Source organism: Pseudomonas sp. Marseille-Q7302, from assembly GCF_965111925.1.
The window spans coordinates 1,947,581-1,965,391 of the sequence record NZ_CBCOPK010000001.1 but is presented as its reverse complement, the minus strand read 5'-3'; the positions used below and the strand labels follow the sequence as shown (position 1 = coordinate 1,965,391).

At 63.3% G+C, this 17,811-nt stretch carries 18 protein-coding genes; 15 read left to right on the top strand and 3 right to left on the bottom strand.

The window, feature by feature from the left end; translation table 11 throughout:
* The first annotated feature begins 73 nt into the window (after window positions 1-73).
* The 4 genes from pyrC to bfr all read left to right on the top strand — a co-directional run bounded on the left by pyrC (window position 74) and on the right by bfr (window position 2,794).
* The gene (gene pyrC, locus ACWPW1_RS09145) at window positions 74-1,117 is read left to right on the top strand and encodes a dihydroorotase (protein ID WP_434776301.1); all 1,044 of its coding nucleotides are present in this window, start codon (window positions 74-76) and stop codon (window positions 1,115-1,117) included.
* A 2-nt stretch (window positions 1,118-1,119) separates the two neighbouring features.
* Window positions 1,120-1,791, top strand: a complete 672-nt coding sequence (gene rnt / locus ACWPW1_RS09140) for a ribonuclease T (protein ID WP_420480510.1) — start codon at window positions 1,120-1,122, stop codon at window positions 1,789-1,791.
* A 118-nt stretch (window positions 1,792-1,909) separates the two neighbouring features.
* Window positions 1,910-2,125 (top strand): bacterioferritin-associated ferredoxin, encoded by a 216-nt coding sequence (locus tag ACWPW1_RS09135; RefSeq protein ID WP_026083759.1) that lies wholly within the window; start codon window positions 1,910-1,912, stop codon window positions 2,123-2,125.
* Between the two features lie 192 nt (window positions 2,126-2,317).
* Window positions 2,318-2,794, top strand: coding sequence for a bacterioferritin (gene bfr / locus ACWPW1_RS09130; protein WP_017640309.1), 477 nt, complete (start codon window positions 2,318-2,320; stop codon window positions 2,792-2,794).
* A gap of 58 nt (window positions 2,795-2,852) precedes the next feature.
* On the opposite strand, the gene grxD is transcribed toward bfr, so the two are convergent.
* The gene (grxD, locus tag ACWPW1_RS09125) at window positions 2,853-3,179 is read right to left on the bottom strand and encodes a Grx4 family monothiol glutaredoxin (RefSeq protein WP_059314417.1); all 327 of its coding nucleotides are present in this window, start codon (window positions 3,177-3,179) and stop codon (window positions 2,853-2,855) included.
* Between the two features lie 244 nt (window positions 3,180-3,423).
* Here grxD and ACWPW1_RS09120 point away from each other — a divergent pair, with 244 nt between their 5' ends.
* Entirely contained in the window at window positions 3,424-3,828 is a 405-nt protein-coding gene (locus ACWPW1_RS09120; RefSeq protein WP_059314416.1) for a DUF3597 domain-containing protein, read from the top strand.
* A gap of 215 nt (window positions 3,829-4,043) precedes the next feature.
* Window positions 4,044-4,961, top strand: coding sequence for an ornithine carbamoyltransferase (gene argF / locus ACWPW1_RS09115; protein ID WP_059314415.1), 918 nt, complete (start codon window positions 4,044-4,046; stop codon window positions 4,959-4,961).
* A 45-nt stretch (window positions 4,962-5,006) separates the two neighbouring features.
* On the opposite strand, the gene ACWPW1_RS09110 is transcribed toward argF, so the two are convergent.
* Entirely contained in the window at window positions 5,007-5,789 is a 783-nt protein-coding gene (locus ACWPW1_RS09110; protein WP_059314414.1) for a PhzF family phenazine biosynthesis protein, read from the bottom strand.
* Between the two features lie 293 nt (window positions 5,790-6,082).
* Between ACWPW1_RS09110 and ACWPW1_RS09105 the strand changes: the two genes are divergently transcribed.
* The 5 genes from ACWPW1_RS09105 to metR all read left to right on the top strand — a co-directional run bounded on the left by ACWPW1_RS09105 (window position 6,083) and on the right by metR (window position 12,125).
* Window positions 6,083-6,955, top strand: a complete 873-nt coding sequence (locus ACWPW1_RS09105) for an MIP/aquaporin family protein (protein ID WP_059314413.1) — start codon at window positions 6,083-6,085, stop codon at window positions 6,953-6,955.
* A 30-nt stretch (window positions 6,956-6,985) separates the two neighbouring features.
* The gene (gene glpK, locus ACWPW1_RS09100) at window positions 6,986-8,494 is read left to right on the top strand and encodes a glycerol kinase GlpK (protein WP_059314412.1); all 1,509 of its coding nucleotides are present in this window, start codon (window positions 6,986-6,988) and stop codon (window positions 8,492-8,494) included.
* A 117-nt stretch (window positions 8,495-8,611) separates the two neighbouring features.
* Window positions 8,612-9,376 (top strand): DeoR/GlpR family DNA-binding transcription regulator, encoded by a 765-nt coding sequence (locus tag ACWPW1_RS09095; RefSeq protein ID WP_454252832.1) that lies wholly within the window; start codon window positions 8,612-8,614, stop codon window positions 9,374-9,376.
* Window positions 9,377-9,529: 153 nt separating this feature from the next.
* A complete protein-coding gene (gene glpD / locus ACWPW1_RS09090; RefSeq protein WP_454252831.1) occupies window positions 9,530-11,059 on the top strand; it encodes a glycerol-3-phosphate dehydrogenase in 1,530 nt (509 codons plus the stop codon).
* A 148-nt stretch (window positions 11,060-11,207) separates the two neighbouring features.
* Window positions 11,208-12,125, top strand: coding sequence for a transcriptional regulator MetR (metR, locus tag ACWPW1_RS09085; RefSeq protein ID WP_323148952.1), 918 nt, complete (start codon window positions 11,208-11,210; stop codon window positions 12,123-12,125).
* 24 nt (window positions 12,126-12,149) lie between these two features.
* On the opposite strand, the gene ACWPW1_RS09080 is transcribed toward metR, so the two are convergent.
* Window positions 12,150-12,410 (bottom strand): type B 50S ribosomal protein L31, encoded by a 261-nt coding sequence (locus ACWPW1_RS09080; protein WP_059314409.1) that lies wholly within the window; start codon window positions 12,408-12,410, stop codon window positions 12,150-12,152.
* A 393-nt stretch (window positions 12,411-12,803) separates the two neighbouring features.
* Between ACWPW1_RS09080 and ACWPW1_RS09075 the strand changes: the two genes are divergently transcribed.
* From ACWPW1_RS09075 to ACWPW1_RS09060, 4 genes are read left to right on the top strand one after another with little or no spacing between them, the layout of a single operon-like run.
* Window positions 12,804-14,576, top strand: a complete 1,773-nt coding sequence (locus ACWPW1_RS09075; RefSeq protein WP_454252830.1) for an N-acetylglutaminylglutamine amidotransferase — start codon at window positions 12,804-12,806, stop codon at window positions 14,574-14,576.
* Between the two features lie 13 nt (window positions 14,577-14,589).
* Window positions 14,590-16,329 carry an N-acetylglutaminylglutamine synthetase gene (ngg, locus tag ACWPW1_RS09070; protein ID WP_313648885.1) on the top strand — a complete coding sequence of 580 codons (1,740 nt, stop codon included), beginning with the start codon at window positions 14,590-14,592 and terminating at the stop codon, window positions 16,327-16,329.
* A complete protein-coding gene (locus ACWPW1_RS09065) occupies window positions 16,326-17,513 on the top strand; it encodes an osmoprotectant NAGGN system M42 family peptidase (RefSeq protein WP_059314406.1) in 1,188 nt (395 codons plus the stop codon). The genes ngg and ACWPW1_RS09065 overlap by 4 nt, the downstream gene beginning before the upstream one ends.
* A gap of 54 nt (window positions 17,514-17,567) precedes the next feature.
* Entirely contained in the window at window positions 17,568-17,798 is a 231-nt protein-coding gene (locus ACWPW1_RS09060) for a YheU family protein (protein WP_454252829.1), read from the top strand.
* Window positions 17,799-17,811: the final 13 nt, after the last annotated feature.

Sequence of the window (17,811 nt, the reverse complement as noted above, 5' to 3'; positions counted from 1 at the left end):
TCCCGCTGCACGGGTGCCGGCTACCCCCTTTTCCGGTAGCATTTCCCCACTTTCCCGCAGCCTGGAATCCCGCATGACCGACCGGATCACCCTTGCCCGTCCCGATGACTGGCACATTCACCTGCGCGACGGCGCCGCCCTGCCGCAGACCGTCGCCGACGCCGCCCGCGAATTCGGTCGCGCCATCGTCATGCCCAACCTGGTACCACCGGTGCGCAATGCCGAGCAGGCCGCCGACTACCGCGAGCGCATCCTGGCCGCACGTCCGGCGGGCAGCCGCTTCGAGCCGCTGATGGTGCTCTACCTCACCGATCGCACCAGCCCGGAAGACGTGCGCAGCGCCAAGGCCAGCGGTTTCGTGCATGCCGCCAAGCTCTATCCGGCCGGAGCCACCACCAACTCCGATTCCGGGGTCACCTCCCTCGACAATCTCTTCCCGACCCTGGAAGCCATGGCTGAGATCGGCCTGCCGCTACTGGTGCATGGCGAGGTCACCCATGCCGAGGTGGACGTCTTCGACCGCGAGAAGAAATTCATCGACGAGCACCTGGTGCGTATCGTCCAGCGCTTCCCGACGCTGAAGGTGGTGTTCGAACATATCACCACGGGCGACGCCGCTGCCTTCGTGCGCGAGGCCCCGGCCAACGTGGGTGCCACCATCACCGTCCATCACCTGCTGTACAACCGCAACCACATGCTGGTGGGCGGCATCCGGCCGCATTTCTATTGCCTGCCGATCCTCAAGCGCAACACCCACCAGAGCGCCTTGCTGGACGCCGCCACCAGCGGCAACCCCAAGTTCTTCCTCGGCACCGACTCGGCGCCCCACGCCCGTCACGCCAAGGAAGCGGCCTGCGGTTGTGCCGGCTGCTATACCGCCTACGGTGCGCTCGAGCTCTATGCCGAAGCCTTCGAGAGCCGCGACGCCCTCGACCGCCTGGAAGGCTTCGCCAGCCACTTCGGCCCTGACTTCTATGGCCTGCCGCGCAACACCGAGACCGTGACCCTGGTGCGCGAGGACTGGCAGGCGCCGGCCTCCCTCCCCTTTGGCGATCACGAGGTGGTTCCCCTGCGCGCGGGCGAGACCTTGCGCTGGCGTCTGGAGGTGAGCGTATGAGCATGGATGAGACCTTCAGCGACGAACTGGATGCCAGCCAGCCCATGTCCGACTCGCGCATCCCCATGGCGCGCCGCTTCCGCGGCTATCTGCCGGTGGTGATCGACGTCGAGACCGGCGGCTTCAACGCCGCCACCGATGCCCTGCTGGAAATCGCCGCCACCACCGTGGCCATGGACGAGGAAGGAGTGCTCTATCCGGATCACACCTATTTCTTCCGCGTCGAGCCCTTCGCTGGCGCCAATATCGAAGCTGCGGCGCTGGAGTTCACCGGCATCAAGCTCGACCATCCGCTGCGCATGGCAGTGGGCGAAGAGCAGGCGCTGAGCGAGATCTTCAAGGGTGTACGCAAGTCGCTCAAGGCCAGCGGCTGCAAGAGAGCCATCCTGGTCGGCCATAACAGCAGCTTCGATCTGGGCTTTCTCAATGCCGCGGTGCTGCGCTGCGGCCTGAAGCGCAACCCCTTCCACCCGTTCTCCAGCTTCGATACCGCCACCCTGGCCGGTCTGGCCTATGGTCAGACGGTACTGGCCAAGGCCTGCCAGGCGGCCGGCATCGAGTTCGACAATCGTGAAGCCCACTCGGCCCGTTACGACACCGAGAAGACCGCCGAGCTGTTTTGCGGCATCGTCAATCGGTGGCGAGAAATGGGCGGCTGGGTCGACCTGGACTGATCTGACAACCGCCTGTCGCCCAGAAGGCCTTTGATGAGATTTTGCCGCCTACAACTTTGACAATCATTCTCATTGTCATTAGCTTTGGCGGCACCTCCACTCATACAGCAGGCGATCCATGTACGTGTGTCTTTGCCGTGGCGTGACCGACAAGCATATTCGCGAAGCCATCTATGAAGGCTGCTGCAGTTATCGGGAAGTCCGGGAAAGCACGGGTTGCGCCACCCAGTGCGGCAAGTGCGCCTGCCTCGCCAAGCAGGTCGTCAAGGAAACCCTCGGTGAGCTGCATGGTGCCCAGCAGCTCGCCTACGCCCTGGACGTCCCGCGCGCCTGAGCGACATCCCTGCAAAAAAAGCCGGACCTTGCGTCCGGCTTTTTTATTGTCTAATCAAACGCTTACGGAAAGGATGGAAAAGCTTTCGATTACCGTTCGATTTTCGTCGATTTTTCAACAACTTAAGCTTTTGACAAAGGGCCCTTCCACGCTCAGACTGCCGGCAATCCCACCCGATTTGCAGGTCCGGCCATGAAAGGCGATATCACCGTCATCCAGCATTTGAACAAGATCCTCGGCAACGAACTGGTGGCCATCAACCAGTATTTCCTGCACTCGCGGATGTACAACGACTGGGGTATCCGCAAGCTGGGTCATCACGAGTACAAGGAATCCATCGACGAGATGAAGCACGCCGATCGCCTGATCGAGCGCATCCTGTTCCTGGAAGGCCTGCCCAACCTGCAGGATCTGGGCAAGCTGATGATCGGCGAGAACACCCAGGAGATGATCCAGTGCGACCTGCGCCTGGAGATCAGCGCCGTGGCTGACCTGCGTGAAGCCATCACCTACTGTGAAAGCGTGCGGGACTACGTGAGCCGCGACATGCTCAAGAGCATCCTCGAATCCGAGGAAGAGCACATCGATTGGCTGGAAACCCAGCTGAGCCTCATCGCCAGCGTCGGGATCGAGAACTACATCCAGTCGCAGATGCACGACGACGATTGATCGAGCAGACGCCCATGAAAAAGCCCGCATGATGCGGGCTTTTTTTGTGGCGGAGGACTCAGGCGTCCTTCTGCTCCACGGCCTGCTTGATCAGGGTCTGCAGCTCACCCTTCTCGTACAGCTCGGCCAGGATATCACTGCCGCCGACCAGCTCGCCGCCAACCCACAGCTGGGGAAAGGTCGGCCAGTTGGCGTACTTGGGCAGATTGGCGCGGATTTCCGGATTCTGCAGGATATCGACATAGGCGAATTTTTCGCCACAGGCCATCAGTACCTGAGCGGCACGGGAAGAGAAGCCGCACTGAGGCGCGTTCGGCGAACCCTTCATGTAGAGCAGCACAGGATTGTTGGCAATCTGGTCTTTGATGGTATCGATGATTTCCACGATGCACCTCGCTAATACGGTGGGACGATTGTAACGGAAAGGCCGGTGGAACGCCGGGATTTCCGCGACGTCCAGCCCGAAACAGGCGCGGCTCGACCTGCCAATCGACCACGCCCATTCAAGGCCGTTCGCTCCGCCGGCGGTGATTCGGTAGGCCACTTGGCAAACTTTGGCGGCGAGGCTGTGGTCAGGTTAAGGGTAGGCGCCACGTGATGCGCCTGATCCAAGACCCCAGGAGAACTCCATGAGCCTGTTCAGCAAGATCCTCTCGAAGCTCGGCATCGGTGAAGCCCACGCGGATACCCCCGCCGCAGCCCCCACCGCTGGCGCGACCGATACCGCCGCACCCGCCGGCAACCCGGCTTCGACCGGCAGCGCCGCCCCCATGAGCCAGGTAGACGTCGCCGCCAAGCTCGACGGCCTGGCCGCCCAGAAAGGCGAACAGCTCAACTGGAAGACCTCCATCGTCGACCTGCTCAAGCTCCTCGACCTGGACAGCAGCCTGACCGCGCGCCAGGAACTGGCCAAGGAACTGAACTGCCCTGCCGACAAGATGAGCGACTCTGCCGAGATGAACATGTGGCTGCACAAGGCCGTCCTGCAGAAACTCGCCGACAATGGCGGCAACGTTCCCGCTGACCTGCTGTAAGCCCTGCCGGAGCACTTTGTCCGGAGTGCTCCCGACCTCTACCCCACCGCGCGTTGGCAGGCCTGAAAAGGTGCCAGCGTGCGATGGTGGTAAAATGCGACATGAACTTATACCATTTCGCCTTTGGTCTTTCCGCCGTGTAAAACGGCATGCTCTCAGGTTCGCCGCGCCCTTCACGGGTGGCCGTTACCGGGACGGGACGCTAGGGTAACGAAATGACGGTTCGCCACTTTCTCTCTTTCATGGATTGTTCCCCCGAGGAACTCCGGCAACTCATCGCACGCGGCATCGAACTCAAGGCGTTGCGCAACCAGGGCATGCTCCACGAGCCCCTGCGTAATCGCGTCCTGGGTATGATCTTCGAGAAGGCCTCGACTCGTACCCGCCTCTCTTTCGAGGCCGGCATGATCCAGCTCGGCGGCCAGGCGATCTTCCTGTCCTCCCGCGATACCCAACTCGGCCGCGGCGAGCCAGTCCCGGACAGTGCCCGGGTCATGTCCAGCATGCTCGATGGCGTGATGATCCGCACCTATGCCCACGAGATGCTGACCACCTTCGCGGCCAACTCCCAGGTACCGGTGATCAATGGCCTGTCGGACGACCTGCATCCCTGCCAGCTGCTGGCGGACATGCAGACCTTCTTCGAACACCGGGGCGACATCCGCGGCAAGACCGTGGCCTGGATCGGCGATGGTAACAACATGTGCAACAGCTACATCGAGGCGGCCGAGCAACTCGACTTCACCCTGCGCATCGCCTGCCCGGAGGGCTATGAGCCCAATCCGCGCTTTCTCGAACGCGCCGGTGATCGGGTTCAGCTGACCCGGGATCCGCGTGAGGCCGTGGCCCAGGCGCACCTCGTCAGTACCGACGTCTGGACCTCCATGGGGCAGGAAGAGGAAACCCGCCTGCGTCTGGCAGCCTTCAAGCCCTATCAGGTCAATGCCGAACTGCTCGACGGCGCCGCCGAGGACGTGCTGTTCATGCACTGCCTGCCGGCCCACCGTGGCGAGGAGATCAGCCATACCCTGCTGGACGATCCCCGAGCCGTGGTCTGGGACGAAGCCGAAAATCGCCTCCACGCCCAGAAGGCGCTGCTCGAATTCCTCATCGCACCGCCGCTGCACGCCTGAGGACGCTAGCCGCCTTGGATGCGCCAGGCATCCGAGGCGGCCGGTTCACAGCAGCAGCTGGCCCCTGAATACGGTGACCGCGCGTCCGGCAATACTCACCCGGTCTCCGTCGAGCCGACACCAGAGCTGACCTCCCCGCGCCGAGAGCTGTTGTGCGGTGAGCATGCGCTTGGCCAGCCGTCGCGACCAATAGGGGATCAGGCTGCAATGGGCCGAGCCGGTGACTGGATCTTCGTCCACACCAACTGCCGGCGCGAAGAAGCGCGAGACGAAGTCGACGTCCCGCCCCCGGGCAGTGACGATGACGCCCTGCCAGGGCAGCCTGGCGATGGCGGTCAGGTCCGGCTTGCACTCGCGCACGGCCTCCTCCGACTCCAGCAGCACCAGCAGCTTGTCAGCCGCCAGGGCATCCACGGGCGAGACTCGCAGGGCTCGCTCCAGCTCAGGGGTCACACCCAGCTCCGAGGGGACCAGTGCCGGAAAATCGAGCGCCAGCAGCCCCTCGGCCTCGCGAAACACCCGCAACACACCGGACTGACTGATGAACTCCAGCCGATCGCCTGCTTCCCCATAGCTTTCGAACAGCACATGGGCAGCGGCCAGGGTGGCATGGCCACACAGCGGCACCTCAACGCGCGGGGTGAACCAGCGGATCCGCCAGGTCTCGCCCTCACGCACCACGAAGGCGGTTTCCGATAGGTTGTGCTCGGTGGCGATCCGTTGCAGCAGATCGTCGGCAGGCCAGCTGTCCAGGCGGTACACGGCCGCAGGGTTGCCACGAAAGGGTTGATCGGTGAAGGCATCGACCTGGTGAAATTCTAGGGACATGCGCGCTACCTGGGCAGAAAGAAAGAACAGCAGGCGTGAGGTCGCGTAAGCACCTGGTCTCAGGCAGGCTCTGGCAGCGACATCATTACTTCAGACCTGATAACGGGCAGGTTGTCGCTCGGGCCTATATGACCAAAGTAGCAGGCGGCGTCGCATTGGCAATGAATTGTCGAACGTCGTCACTGTTTTTGCGCTCAGGAGCTTTGACAGTTTTCATATTTGAAATTAGATTTTCGGTTGCGAACAAATGGCTCTAGGGCCACCTATAAATACAACAACCATGAGGCTCCCCCATGAGTACTCTTCTCGCTCCAACTCTACGCGGTCAATGCATCGCCGAATTCCTCGGTACTGCCCTGCTCATCTTCTTCGGTACCGGTTGCGTGGCGGCGGCGAAAGTCGGCGGTGCCACCCTTGGGCTGTGGGAAATCAGTATCATCTGGGGCGTCGGCGTGAGCATGGCGGTCTATCTGTCCGCCGGTGTTTCCGGTGCGCACCTGAGCCCGGCGGTCACCATCGCCCTCTGGTTGTTCGGTGGCTTCGAAAGACGCAAGGTTCCGGCCTACATCCTGGCCCAGGTCGCCGGTGCCTTCTGCGGCGCGGCGCTGGTCTACGGCCTCTACAGCAGCCTGTTTTTCGATTATGAACAGGCGCACCACATGGTCCGCGGCAGCCAGGCAAGCCTGGAGCTGGCCGGTGTCTTCTCGACCTATCCCCATCCGTCCCTGTCGGTCGGTCAGGCCTTCCTGGTCGAGGCCGTCATCACCGCCATTCTGCTGGCCATGATCATGGCCCTCACCGACGACGGCAACGGCCTGCCCCGCGGTCCTCTTGCACCTCTGCTGATCGGTCTGCTGATCGCCGTCATCGGCGGCTCCATGGGCCCGCTGACCGGTTTCGCCATGAACCCGGCTCGGGATTTCGGACCCAAGCTGATGACCTTCTTCGCGGGTTGGGGTGAGATCGCCTTCACCGGCGGCCGCGACATCCCCTACTTCCTGGTACCCATCTTCGGCCCCATCGTCGGTGCCTGCCTGGGCGCCGCTGGTTACAAGGCGCTGATCTGCCGTCACCTGCCCGGCCTGGCCTCGGGTGCCTGCGATGTTCCAGCCAAGGCCGAGGCAAGCTCCCGTACCGAAGTGAACTCCGCTTCCAAAGCGTCCTGATCGCCGCGAATCACAATAAGGAACACGACCATGACCGACCAGAACAAGCAGTACATCGTCGCGCTCGACCAGGGCACTACCAGCTCCCGCGCCATCGTCCTGGACCGCAACGCCAACGTGGTGACCATCGCCCAGCGCGAATTCGCGCAGATCTATCCGCAGGCTGGCTGGGTAGAACATGATCCAATGGAAATCTGGGCAACCCAGAGCGCCGTCTTCGTCGAGGCCCTGGCCCAGGCCAGCATCAGCAACGAGCAGATCGCGGCCATCGGCATCACCAACCAGCGCGAAACCGCCATCGTCTGGGACAAGACCACCGGCCGTCCCATCTACAACGCCATCGTCTGGCAGAGCCGCCAGAGCACCGCGATCTGCGACCAGCTCAAGCGTGATGGCATGGAAGACCATATCCGCAAGACCACGGGCCTGGTGATCGACCCCTATTTCTCGGGCACCAAGATCAAGTGGATCCTCGATCACGTGGAAGGCAGCCGCGAGCGCGCCCGCCGTGGCGAGTTGCTGTTCGGCACCGTGGACACCTGGCTGATCTGGAAGATGACCCAGGGCAAGGCCCATGTGACCGACTACACCAACGCCTCGCGCACCCTGCTGTTCGATATCCACAAGCGTGAGTGGGATGCCACCATGCTCGAGGTGCTGGATATCCCGCGCGAGATGCTGCCGGAGGTGAAGTCGTCTTCCGAGGTCTATGGGCATGCGCACCTGGGCAGCACCCAGACCACCGGCATCCCGATCGCCGGTATCGCCGGTGACCAGCAGGCGGCGCTGTTCGGCCAGATGTGCGTGGAGCCAGGCCAGGCCAAGAACACCTATGGCACCGGCTGCTTCCTGCTGATGAACACCGGCGAGAAGGCCGTGCAGTCCCAGCACGGCCTGCTGACCACCATCGCCTGCGGTCCCCGCGGCGAGGTCAACTATGCCCTGGAAGGCGCCATCTTCAACGGCGGCTCCACCGTGCAATGGCTGCGCGACGAACTCAAGGTGATCAACGATTCCCTGGACTCCGAGTACTTCGCCACCAAGGTGACCGACAGCAACGGCGTCTACCTGGTCCCGGCCTTCACCGGTCTGGGCGCACCCTACTGGGACCCCTATGCCCGGGGCGCCCTGTTCGGCCTGACCCGTGGCGTCAAGGTGGATCACATCATCCGCGCCACCCTGGAATCCATCGCCTTCCAGACCCGCGACGTGCTGGACGCCATGCAGCAGGACGCCGGTGAAGCCCTGAAGTCGCTGCGCGTGGACGGTGGCGCTACCGCCAACAACTTCCTCATGCAATTCCAGGCGGACGTGCTCGGCACTCGCGTCGAGCGGCCGGAAATGAAGGAGACCACCGCCCTGGGCGCGGCCTATCTCGCCGGCCTCGCTACCGGCTTCTGGAGCAGCCTGGACGAGTTGCGCAGCAAGAGCACCATCGAGCGGGTCTTCGAACCGGCCTGTGACCCGAGCAAGAGAGACACCCTGTACAAGGGCTGGAAGAAAGCCGTCGAGCGGACCCGCGGTTGGGCACTCGACTGACAGCGAAACGACCGGCGTCTTCCGACGCCGGTGTTGCTTTGCGCGACAAGCGCTTTCCACTATGAACGACCTACGGCATCCTCTGTGAATTTACTCGATCACCTCAAGGAAGCCGTAATGAGCCTGGCGCCTCGCCAACAGCAGATTCTCGAACTGGTTCGTGAGCGTGGCTACGTCAGCATCGAAGAGCTGGCCCAGCATTTCTCCGTGACCCCCCAGACGATCCGTCGTGACATCAATCAGCTCGCCGAAGCCGGCCTGCTGCGACGCTACCATGGCGGCGCCGCCCATGATTCCAGCGTGGAAAATACCGAATACAGCATGAGGGCCGGTCAGATGCGCGAGGAAAAGCGCCTGATCGCCGAAGCCGTGGCCGCCGCCGTACCCGACCACGCCTCGCTCTTCATCAACATCGGTACCACCACCGAGGCCATCGCCCATGCCCTGCTCGGGCATCGCAGCCTCAAAATCATCACCAACAACCTCCATGTGGCCAACATCCTCAGCGCTAAGGACGATTTCGACGTCCTCATCGCCAGCGGCAAGGTACGCAGTGACGGTGGCGTGGTGGGTCAGGCTACCGCTGACTTCATCAAGCAGTTCAAGGTCGACTACGCCCTGGTTGGCATCAGCGGCATCGACGAGGACGGCACCCTGCTGGATTTCGACTATCAGGAAGTCTGCGTCTCCCAGGCCATCATCCATAACGCCCGCCAGGTGTTTCTCGCCGCCGACTCCAGCAAATTCGGCCGCAACGCCATGATTCGACTGGGCAGCCTCGAACAGATCGACCAGCTCTTCACCGAGCAGGAACCCTCGCCCGCCTTCGCTCGCTGCCTGCGCGAGTGGCAGGTCAAGGTGGAAGTGGCACGCTCGCACTAGTCCGAGGGGGCGACCATTCGTCGCCTCGCCCTCCTCAATATTCGTTTTTTTTCGTTTTGGCGGTCTGAAGACACAGGCTTGGCTAGAACCTGTGTTTTTGCTGGGCTATTATGTTCGAAACCGAATAATTATGTTCGTTTCACAGGAGGCATCATGGCCCAGGCATCCACTGCAACTCCCCGGACTTACGATCTCGCCGTCATCGGTGGTGGCATCAATGGCGTAGGCATTGCGGCCGATGCAGCGGGTCGTGGACTGTCGGTGTTTCTCTGTGAACGCGACGATCTGGCGAGTCACACCTCTTCCGCCAGCAGCAAGCTGATCCACGGTGGCCTCCGCTATCTGGAACACCACGAATTTCGCTTGGTGCGTGAAGCCCTGGCCGAGCGCGAGGTGTTGCTGGCCAAGGCGCCGCATATCGTCAAGCCCATGCGCTTCGTCCTGCCGCACCGCCCGCACCTGCGGCCGGCCTGGATGATCCGTGCTGGCCTCTTCCTTTATGACCACCTGGGCAAGCGGGAAAAGCTGCCGGGCTCCCGTGGCCTCAAGTTCGACGCGCAAGGACCGCTCAAGGCCGAGATCAAGCGCGGCTTCGAATATTCCGATTGCTGGGTGGACGATGCCCGCCTGGTAGTGCTCAACGCCATGCAGGCGCGCGACAAGGGGGCCGACATCGTGACCCGTACCCGTTGCGTCAGCGCCCGTCGGGTTGACGGTCATTGGGACGTCGAGATCGAGGGCCCTCAGGGCCGTCGGCAGATTCGTGCCAAGGCGCTGGTGAACGCGGCAGGCCCCTGGGTCGCCAGCTTCATTCGCCAGGACCTGCAGCAGAAGTCGCCCTATGGCATCCGCCTGATCCAGGGCAGCCATGTCATCGTGCCCAAGCTGTATGAAGGCGACCAGGCCTACATCATGCAGAACGAAGACCGCCGCATCGTCTTCGCCATCCCCTACCTGGGCCAGTACACCATGGTCGGCACCACGGATCGCGAATACCAGGGCGACCCGGCCAAGGTGACCATCACCGATCAGGAAATCGACTATGTGCTGGGCGTGGCCAATGCTCACTTCCGCAAGCAACTCAGCCGGGACGATGTCCTGCACACCTTCTCCGGTGTCCGTCCGCTGTGCGACGACGAGTCGGACAATCCTTCCGCCATCACCCGCGACTACACCCTGTCGCTGGCTGAAGAACAGGGCGCGCCACTACTGTCGGTATTCGGTGGCAAGCTGACCACCTACCGCAAGCTCGCCGAGTCGGCAATGGCGCAGCTGCAGCCCTTCTTCCCCAAGCTCGGCACCAGCTGGACAGCCTCCGCACCGCTGCCCGGTGGCGAAAACATGACCACGCCGCAGGCGCTGACTCGTGAATTGCTGGACAAGGTCAGTGGCCTGACGCCTGCCCTGGCGCAGCGCTGGGCGACCACCTATGGCAGTCGCGTCTGGACCCTGCTGGGTGATTCGCGCTCGATTGAGGACCTGGGTGCGGTGCTGGGCGCTGATCTCCATGTGCGCGAGGTGGAATATCTGCAACGCTACGAGTGGGTCACCAGTGCCGATGACGTGCTCTGGCGGCGGACCAAGCTGGGCCTGGTATTCACCGATGCCGAACGGGCTGCGCTGGAAGACTTCCTCGCGCATTCGGAACCGGCTCAGGCCGCCAAGGACAGCAACGCTGCCTGAAGAAAGCTTTTCCTGAGCGGGTTATCCGCTCAGGGATCGCCATGTTCTCCACAACGCCAGACACTGCAACAGCTTGCCAAGCGCGGTAGAACATAGGCAGCACCATGAAAAGTCTTCATGATGCGCCTTTATGTCCAGTGCCAGCGCCATGTTCGAACTTCGCCACCTGAAAACCCTGCATGCTCTCCGCGAATCCTCCAGCCTGGTGGAAGCAGCCGAGCGTCTGCACCTGACCCAATCCGCCCTCTCCCACCAGTTCAAGGAACTGGAAGAGCGCCTGGGCACCCCCCTGTTCATTCGCAAGACCAAGCCCATCCGCTTCACCAGTGCCGGCCTGCGGCTGCTGCAGACCGCCGATGCGGTACTGCCCCACTTGCGCAGTGCCGAGCGGGACCTGGCACGACTGGTGGGCGGAACGGCGGGACGGCTGCACATGGCCATCGAATGCCACAGCTGCTTCCAGTGGCTGATGCCCACCATCGATCAATTTCGTGATTCCTGGCCGGAAGTGGAGCTGGACCTGGCCTCCGGTTTCTCCTTCGCCCCCTTGCCCGCCCTGGCCCGAGGCGATCTGGATCTAGTGGTGACAGCCGATCCGGTGGATCTTTCGGGCGTCACCTACGTGCCGCTGTTCACCTACGAAGCCCTGCTGGCGGTGGCCAACCAACACCCACTGGCACAGCGTCCCTTCATCGTGCCCGGGGATCTCGCTCAGGAGACCCAGATCACCTATCCGGTGGAACGCGATCGCTTGGATATCTTCACCCGCTTTCTCGATCCGGCCGATGTCGAGCCGCTGTCGATTCGCACGGCGGAAATGACGGTGATGATGCTGCAACTGGTGGCGTCGGGTCGCGGGGTCTGCTGCTTGCCCAACTGGGCGATCCACGAATACAGCTCACGCGGCTATGTCACGGCGCGCCGACTGGGAGAGAAGGGACTCTATGCGACGCTCTATGCGGCGATCCGCGAAGACATGCTGGAGGCGCCCTTCATGCAGGATTTCCTGCTGACCGCCAAGGACACCTCCTTCGCCACCCTCGAAGGGGTCAGCAGCGCACGCTGAGTCGGCGCGCTGCTCGTGGGACGCTTACTTGCTGTTGCCACCCGGGAAGCCGGCGAACTTCTTGTTGAAGCTCGAGACGCGGCCTTCGACCTTCATCTGACGCTGCTCGCCGGTGTAGATCGGGTGGGAGGCGCTGGACACGTCGAGGCTGATGTAGGGATACGTCTGACCTTCGTATTCCTGGGTGCGGTCGCTCTCGGCGGTGGAGCGAATCAGGAAATAGGTGTCCGACGTGGTGTCATGGAACAGCACGGGACGGTAGTTGGGATGGATACCGGGTCTCATGAAGGCTCTCCTGATCTGGAGCACCGATGACAGGATGTCTTCGGCACATTAAAGATACATTATAACATATTGAAGCCGATCCGACAGCCCCACCTGTGACGGTGGCGGCAGCCACGGCCATTCGCATGGAACCATCCGCCGTGCCCGGGGCTCGTAACCTGAGGCCCTGACCGGCGGCACCCCACCCTCTCTGAGACCTGCTGTCGGTCGATGCGTGCGTTCAGACCTGGAGCGCCAGACAGACGACCTGTCCGCTCCACGCCTCCCACACGCACAGCGCCCTTGCATTGGCTTCTCAAGGATCGCGAGAAGTCCACACGCATTGGATGCGCACGCCGGGTTCGGGATTGAACTCACCGCGCCGCATCCCAAGGATTCAAGAGGCACAGAACCATGTGCGGCATCGCCGGAGAGCTTCGTTTCGATCAACAACCCGCAGCCATCAGCGTGGTGGAGCGCATTACCCACCGCCTCGAACAGCGCGGACCCGATGCCTGGGGCTTCCACAGCCAGGGACCGGTTGCCCTGGGCCATCGCCGGCTGAAGATCATGGATCTGGCGGAAGCTTCGGGCCAACCCATGATCGAGCCGGAACTGGGTCTGTCGATGGTGTTCAACGGCGCCATCTACAACTATCCGGAACTGCGTACCGAGCTGGAAGCCAAGGGTTATAGCTTTTATTCCGGTGGTGACACCGAAATCCTGCTCAAGGCTTATCACGCCTGGGGCAAGGATATGCTGCCCAAGCTCAACGGCATGTTCGCCTTCGCCATCTGGGAGCGAGACAGCGGTCGGCTATTCATCGCCCGGGATCGCCTGGGTATCAAGCCGCTGTATCTGTCGTTCACCGACAAGCGCCTGAGATTCGCCTCCAGCCTGCCTGCCCTGCTGGAAGCCGGCGACGTCGACACAAGCATCGATCCGGTCGCGCTCAACCACTACCTGAACTTCCATGCCGTGGTGCCAGCGCCGCGCACCATCCTGAAGGGCGTGCAGAAGCTGCCGCCAGCGACCTGGATGACCGTGGATGCCTCGGGCCAGCAGCATCAGGAGACCTGGTGGAACCTGGACTACGGCCCCCGTGAAGACGAGCGCCGCTACACTCTGGACGATTGGGCCGAACGGGTCCTGCATGGCCTCAAGGATGCCGTCGCGGTCCGCCAACGCGCCGCGCGCGAGGTGGGCGTGTTGCTGTCGGGGGGCGTGGATTCCAGCCTGCTGGTCGGCCTGCTGCACGACTCGGGCGTCAAGGACCTGCTGACTTTCTCCATCGGCTTCGAGGATGCCGGTGGCGAGCGCGGCGACGAATTCCAGTATTCGGATCTGATCGCCAACCACTATGGCACTCGCCACCACCAGTTGCGCATTGCCGAAGACGAGATCATCCAGCAGCTGCCGCGCGCCTTCTCGGCCATGAGCGAGCCCATGGTGAGCCACGATTGCATCGCTTTCTACCTGCTCTCCCGTGAGGTCTCCAAGCACTGCAAGGTGGTCCAGAGCGGTCAGGGCGCAGACGAACTCTTCGCCGGCTACCACTGGTATCCCCAGGTGCATGGCGCCGCCGATCCCTTCGCCGCCTACCGCGCCGCCTTCTTCGACCGCGACTACGCCCAGTACGCCGCCACCGTGCAGGCGGGTGTACGCCTGGAAGAAGACGCCGCCGAAGCCTTCGTCCGTCAGCACTTCGCCAAGCCGGGCGCCAGCGCCGGGGTCGACAAGGCCCTGCGCCTGGACAGCACCGTGATGCTGGTGGATGACCCGGTCAAGCGGGTCGACAACATGACCATGGCCTGGGGCCTGGAAGCCCGGGTGCCCTTCCTCGACTATCGCCTGGCCGAACTCTCGGCACGCATACCCGCCGAGTTCAAACTGGGCGACGGCGGCAAGCAGGTACTCAAGGCCGCTGCGCGCAAGGTCATTCCTCAGGAGGTGATCGACCGACCCAAGGGATATTTCCCGGTACCGGGCCTCAAGCACCTGGAAGGCAATACCCTGACCTGGGTACGCGAGCTGCTGCTGGACCCCAGCCAGGATCGCGGTCTGTTCGACACCGCCGAGATCGATCGACTGCTGACCAATCCGGCCGATCGCATCACGCCCCTGCGTGGTTCCAAGCTCTGGCAACTCGCCGCGCTCAACCTCTGGATGAGCGAACACGGACTGTGAGGGTGCACAAGACATGAAAGCGACCAGCTACAACCAGCGCCTCCAGCGTGCCCAGACGCCCTCCTACGAACGGCTGCAGGCACGCCTGGCGGAAGGCGACCATCCGACCTCCCAGCCGCTCTGCCTCCATTGCGGCTGGGGACGGCTGCTCGTCGGTCACACCTATCCCGATCCCGCCAGTCTGGCCAAGGAGCTGCTCACCGAAACGCCGGGCGAGCGCGACATCGCGCTCTACGTGGCCGCACCGCACCAGGTGCTGGCCCAGGCGCCACAGCAGCTGTTTCTCGATCCTAGCGATACCCTGCGGGTCTGGTTCAGCGACTATCGCCCGGCGCGCCGGATCTATCGCGGCTTTCGTATCCGCCGCGCCTGCTCCGCACAAGACTGGAGCGAGATCAACCGGCTCTATCAGCAGCGACACATGCTGCCCGTCGACACCGAGCGGCTGACGCCCCGGCACAAGGGCGGTCCGGTCTACTGGCTGGCGGAAGACGATGACAGCGGCGCCATCATCGGCTCGGTGATGGGCCTCAATCACGTCAAGGCCTTCCGGGATCCCGATGGCGGCTCCTCGCTGTGGTGCCTGGCGGTCTCGCCCGAGTGCAGCCGGCCCGGGGTCGGCGAGGCGCTGGTTCGCCACCTGATCGAACACTATGCCAGCCGCGGCCTGGCCTACCTGGACCTGTCGGTGCTGCATGACAACCTGCAAGCCAAGCGACTCTACGACAAGCTGGGTTTCCGTCAGCTGCAGACCTTCGCCATCAAGTGCAAGAACGGCATCAATCAGACGCTGTTCCTCGGCCCCGGCCCTGCCGCCGAGCTGAATCCCTATGCACGGATCATTGTCGACGAAGCCCTGCGGCGTGGCATCGAGGTGCAGGTGGACGATGCCGAAGGGGGTCTTTTCACCCTGATCCAGGGCAACCGCCGCATCCGTTGCCGCGAATCCCTCACCGATCTCACCTCCGCCGTGACCATGACCCTCTGCGCCGACAAGGTGCTGACCAGTCGCACCCTGGCCCGTGCCGGGCTGAAGGTACCGGAGCAGCAACTGGCTGGTAGCGAGGAAGACAACACTGCCTTTCTGGAAAAGCATGGCGCCCTGGTGGTCAAGCCGGTCAATGGCGAACAGGGCAAGGGCGTGGCCGTGGATATCCGCGACGCCGAGCACCTTGCCACCGCCATCCAGGCGGCGCAGCGCCATGACGATCGCGTGCTGTTGGAAAGCTTTCACCAGGGCCTCGATCTGCGCGTGGTGGTCATTGGCCACGAAGTGGTGGCTGCCGCCATCCGCCGCCCGGCGGAAATCGTCGGCGATGGCCAGCATAGCGTCAGGGACCTGATCGAAGCCCAGAGCCGCCGCCGCCAGGCAGCTACCGGCGGCGAGTCGCGCATCCCGATGGACGAGGAAACCGAGCGCGCCATCCGCGGCGCCGGTCACGACTGGGACAGCGTGCTGCCCGCCGGCACCCACCTGGCCGTGCGCAAGACGGCCAATCTGCACACTGGCGGCATCCTGGAGGACGTCACCGATAGCCTGCATCCGGTGCTCGCCGACGCGGCCATCCAGGCCGCGCGCGCATTGGACATCCCCGTCACCGGCATGGACCTGCTGGTCCCCGCCGCCGACTCACCCGACTACGTCATCATCGAAGCCAACGAACGTCCGGGCCTGGCCAATCACGAGCCACGCCCCACGGCCGAGCGCTTCATCGACCTGTTGTTCCCGCTATCCCGGGAGGTTCCGCTATGAATCGATTGCCTGAACCGGATCTGGATTACCTGCGCAAGGTCCTGCTGGACCTGCTGGCGATTCCCAGCCCCACCGGTTTCACCGACACCATCGTCATGTACGTCGCCGAACGGCTCAACGAACTCGACATCCCCTTCGAGCTCACACGGCGTGGCACAATCCGTGCCACCATCAAAGGCCATAAGGAGAGTCCGGACCGGGCGGTCTCCGCGCACCTGGACACCATCGGTGCCATCGTCCGCGAGATCAAGGACAACGGTCGCCTGGGCCTGGCGGCCGTGGGCCACTGGTCCAGCCGCTTCGCTGAAGGCAGTCGGGTCAGCCTGTTCACTGACGATGGCACCCTGAGAGGCAGCGTATTGCCGCTCCTGGCCTCCGGGCATGCCTTCAATACCGAGATCGACAAGATGCCGGTGACCTGGGATCACATCGAGCTACGCCTCGATGCCGTGACCAAGAGCCGCCACGAGACCGAGCAGCTGGGCGTGCAGGTTGGCGACTTCGTCGCCTTCGATCCGCTGCCGGAATTCACCGACAGCGGCTACATCAGCTCGCGCCATCTGGACGACAAGGCGGGCGTGGCTGCCCTGCTCACCGCCTTGAAGATGCTCAAGGAAACCGGCCAGACCCCACCCATCGACTGCCATCCGCTGTTCACCATCACCGAAGAAGTGGGCTCAGGGGCTGCCGGTGCCCTGCCCTGGGACGTCAGCGAATTCGTCGGTATCGACATCGCCCCGGTCGCGCCGGGTCAGAGGTCCGACGAGCATCGGGTCAGCGTCGCCATGCAGGACTCCGCGGGCCCCTACGACTATCACCTGTCGCGGCACCTGTTACGCCTGGCGCAACGCAATGACATCCCAGTCCGGCGCGACCTGTTCCGCTACTACTACAGCGACGCCCACTCGGCGATCAGCTCCGGCCAGGACGTACGGGTCGCCCTGCTCGCCTTTGGCTGCGATGCCACCCACGGCTACGAGCGCACCCATATCGTCAGCCTGGCGGCGCTCAGTCAGCTGCTGACCGGCTACATGCTTAGCCCACCGGTGTTCGACAGCGATGCCCAGCCCGCCGACAGCTCGTTGGACCGCTTTGGTCATCAGCTGCTGCCGGAGGACACCCAGATGGACAACCAGACGCATCTGCCGCCCCTGGAAGAGGTCGTCGGCGACAGCAGCAAATAGCGTTCGACTATCGCGCCTGGGGTATCCTGGGCGCCTTTTTCCAGGCACCTCTCCATGATCATCCCCCACGACCAGCTCGCTGCCGCCACCCTCGACAACCTGCTGGAAGACTTCGTTACCCGCGACGGCACCGACAACGGTGACGAAACGCCCTTGGCGACCCGCACCCAGCGCGCCCGACGCGCGCTGGAAACCGGCGAAGCCGTCATCCTGTTCGATCCGGACAGCGCCCTGTGCCAGCTGGTGCTAAAGCGCGATGTCCCACCGGAGTTGCTCGCCGACTAGGCGTCTACCGGTC

What these genes read in the sequence shown, in the direction of transcription:
- pyrC (WP_434776301.1), top strand. Translation starts at nt 74, where the DNA reads ATGACCGACCGGATCACCCTTGCCCGTCCCGATGACTGGCACATTCAC.
- rnt (WP_420480510.1), top strand. Translation starts at nt 1,120, where the DNA reads ATGGATGAGACCTTCAGCGACGAACTGGATGCCAGCCAGCCCATGTCC.
- ACWPW1_RS09135 (WP_026083759.1), top strand. Translation starts at nt 1,910, where the DNA reads ATGTACGTGTGTCTTTGCCGTGGCGTGACCGACAAGCATATTCGCGAA.
- bfr (WP_017640309.1), top strand. Translation starts at nt 2,318, where the DNA reads ATGAAAGGCGATATCACCGTCATCCAGCATTTGAACAAGATCCTCGGC.
- ACWPW1_RS09120 (WP_059314416.1), top strand. Translation starts at nt 3,424, where the DNA reads ATGAGCCTGTTCAGCAAGATCCTCTCGAAGCTCGGCATCGGTGAAGCC.
- argF (WP_059314415.1), top strand. Translation starts at nt 4,044, where the DNA reads ATGACGGTTCGCCACTTTCTCTCTTTCATGGATTGTTCCCCCGAGGAA.
- ACWPW1_RS09110 (WP_059314414.1), bottom strand. Translation starts at nt 5,789, where the DNA reads ATGTCCCTAGAATTTCACCAGGTCGATGCCTTCACCGATCAACCCTTT.
- ACWPW1_RS09105 (WP_059314413.1), top strand. Translation starts at nt 6,083, where the DNA reads ATGAGTACTCTTCTCGCTCCAACTCTACGCGGTCAATGCATCGCCGAA.
- glpK (WP_059314412.1), top strand. Translation starts at nt 6,986, where the DNA reads ATGACCGACCAGAACAAGCAGTACATCGTCGCGCTCGACCAGGGCACT.
- ACWPW1_RS09095 (WP_454252832.1), top strand. Translation starts at nt 8,612, where the DNA reads ATGAGCCTGGCGCCTCGCCAACAGCAGATTCTCGAACTGGTTCGTGAG.
- glpD (WP_454252831.1), top strand. Translation starts at nt 9,530, where the DNA reads ATGGCCCAGGCATCCACTGCAACTCCCCGGACTTACGATCTCGCCGTC.
- metR (WP_323148952.1), top strand. Translation starts at nt 11,208, where the DNA reads ATGTTCGAACTTCGCCACCTGAAAACCCTGCATGCTCTCCGCGAATCC.
- ACWPW1_RS09080 (WP_059314409.1), bottom strand. Translation starts at nt 12,410, where the DNA reads ATGAGACCCGGTATCCATCCCAACTACCGTCCCGTGCTGTTCCATGAC.
- ACWPW1_RS09075 (WP_454252830.1), top strand. Translation starts at nt 12,804, where the DNA reads ATGTGCGGCATCGCCGGAGAGCTTCGTTTCGATCAACAACCCGCAGCC.
- ngg (WP_313648885.1), top strand. Translation starts at nt 14,590, where the DNA reads ATGAAAGCGACCAGCTACAACCAGCGCCTCCAGCGTGCCCAGACGCCC.
- ACWPW1_RS09065 (WP_059314406.1), top strand. Translation starts at nt 16,326, where the DNA reads ATGAATCGATTGCCTGAACCGGATCTGGATTACCTGCGCAAGGTCCTG.
- ACWPW1_RS09060 (WP_454252829.1), top strand. Translation starts at nt 17,568, where the DNA reads ATGATCATCCCCCACGACCAGCTCGCTGCCGCCACCCTCGACAACCTG.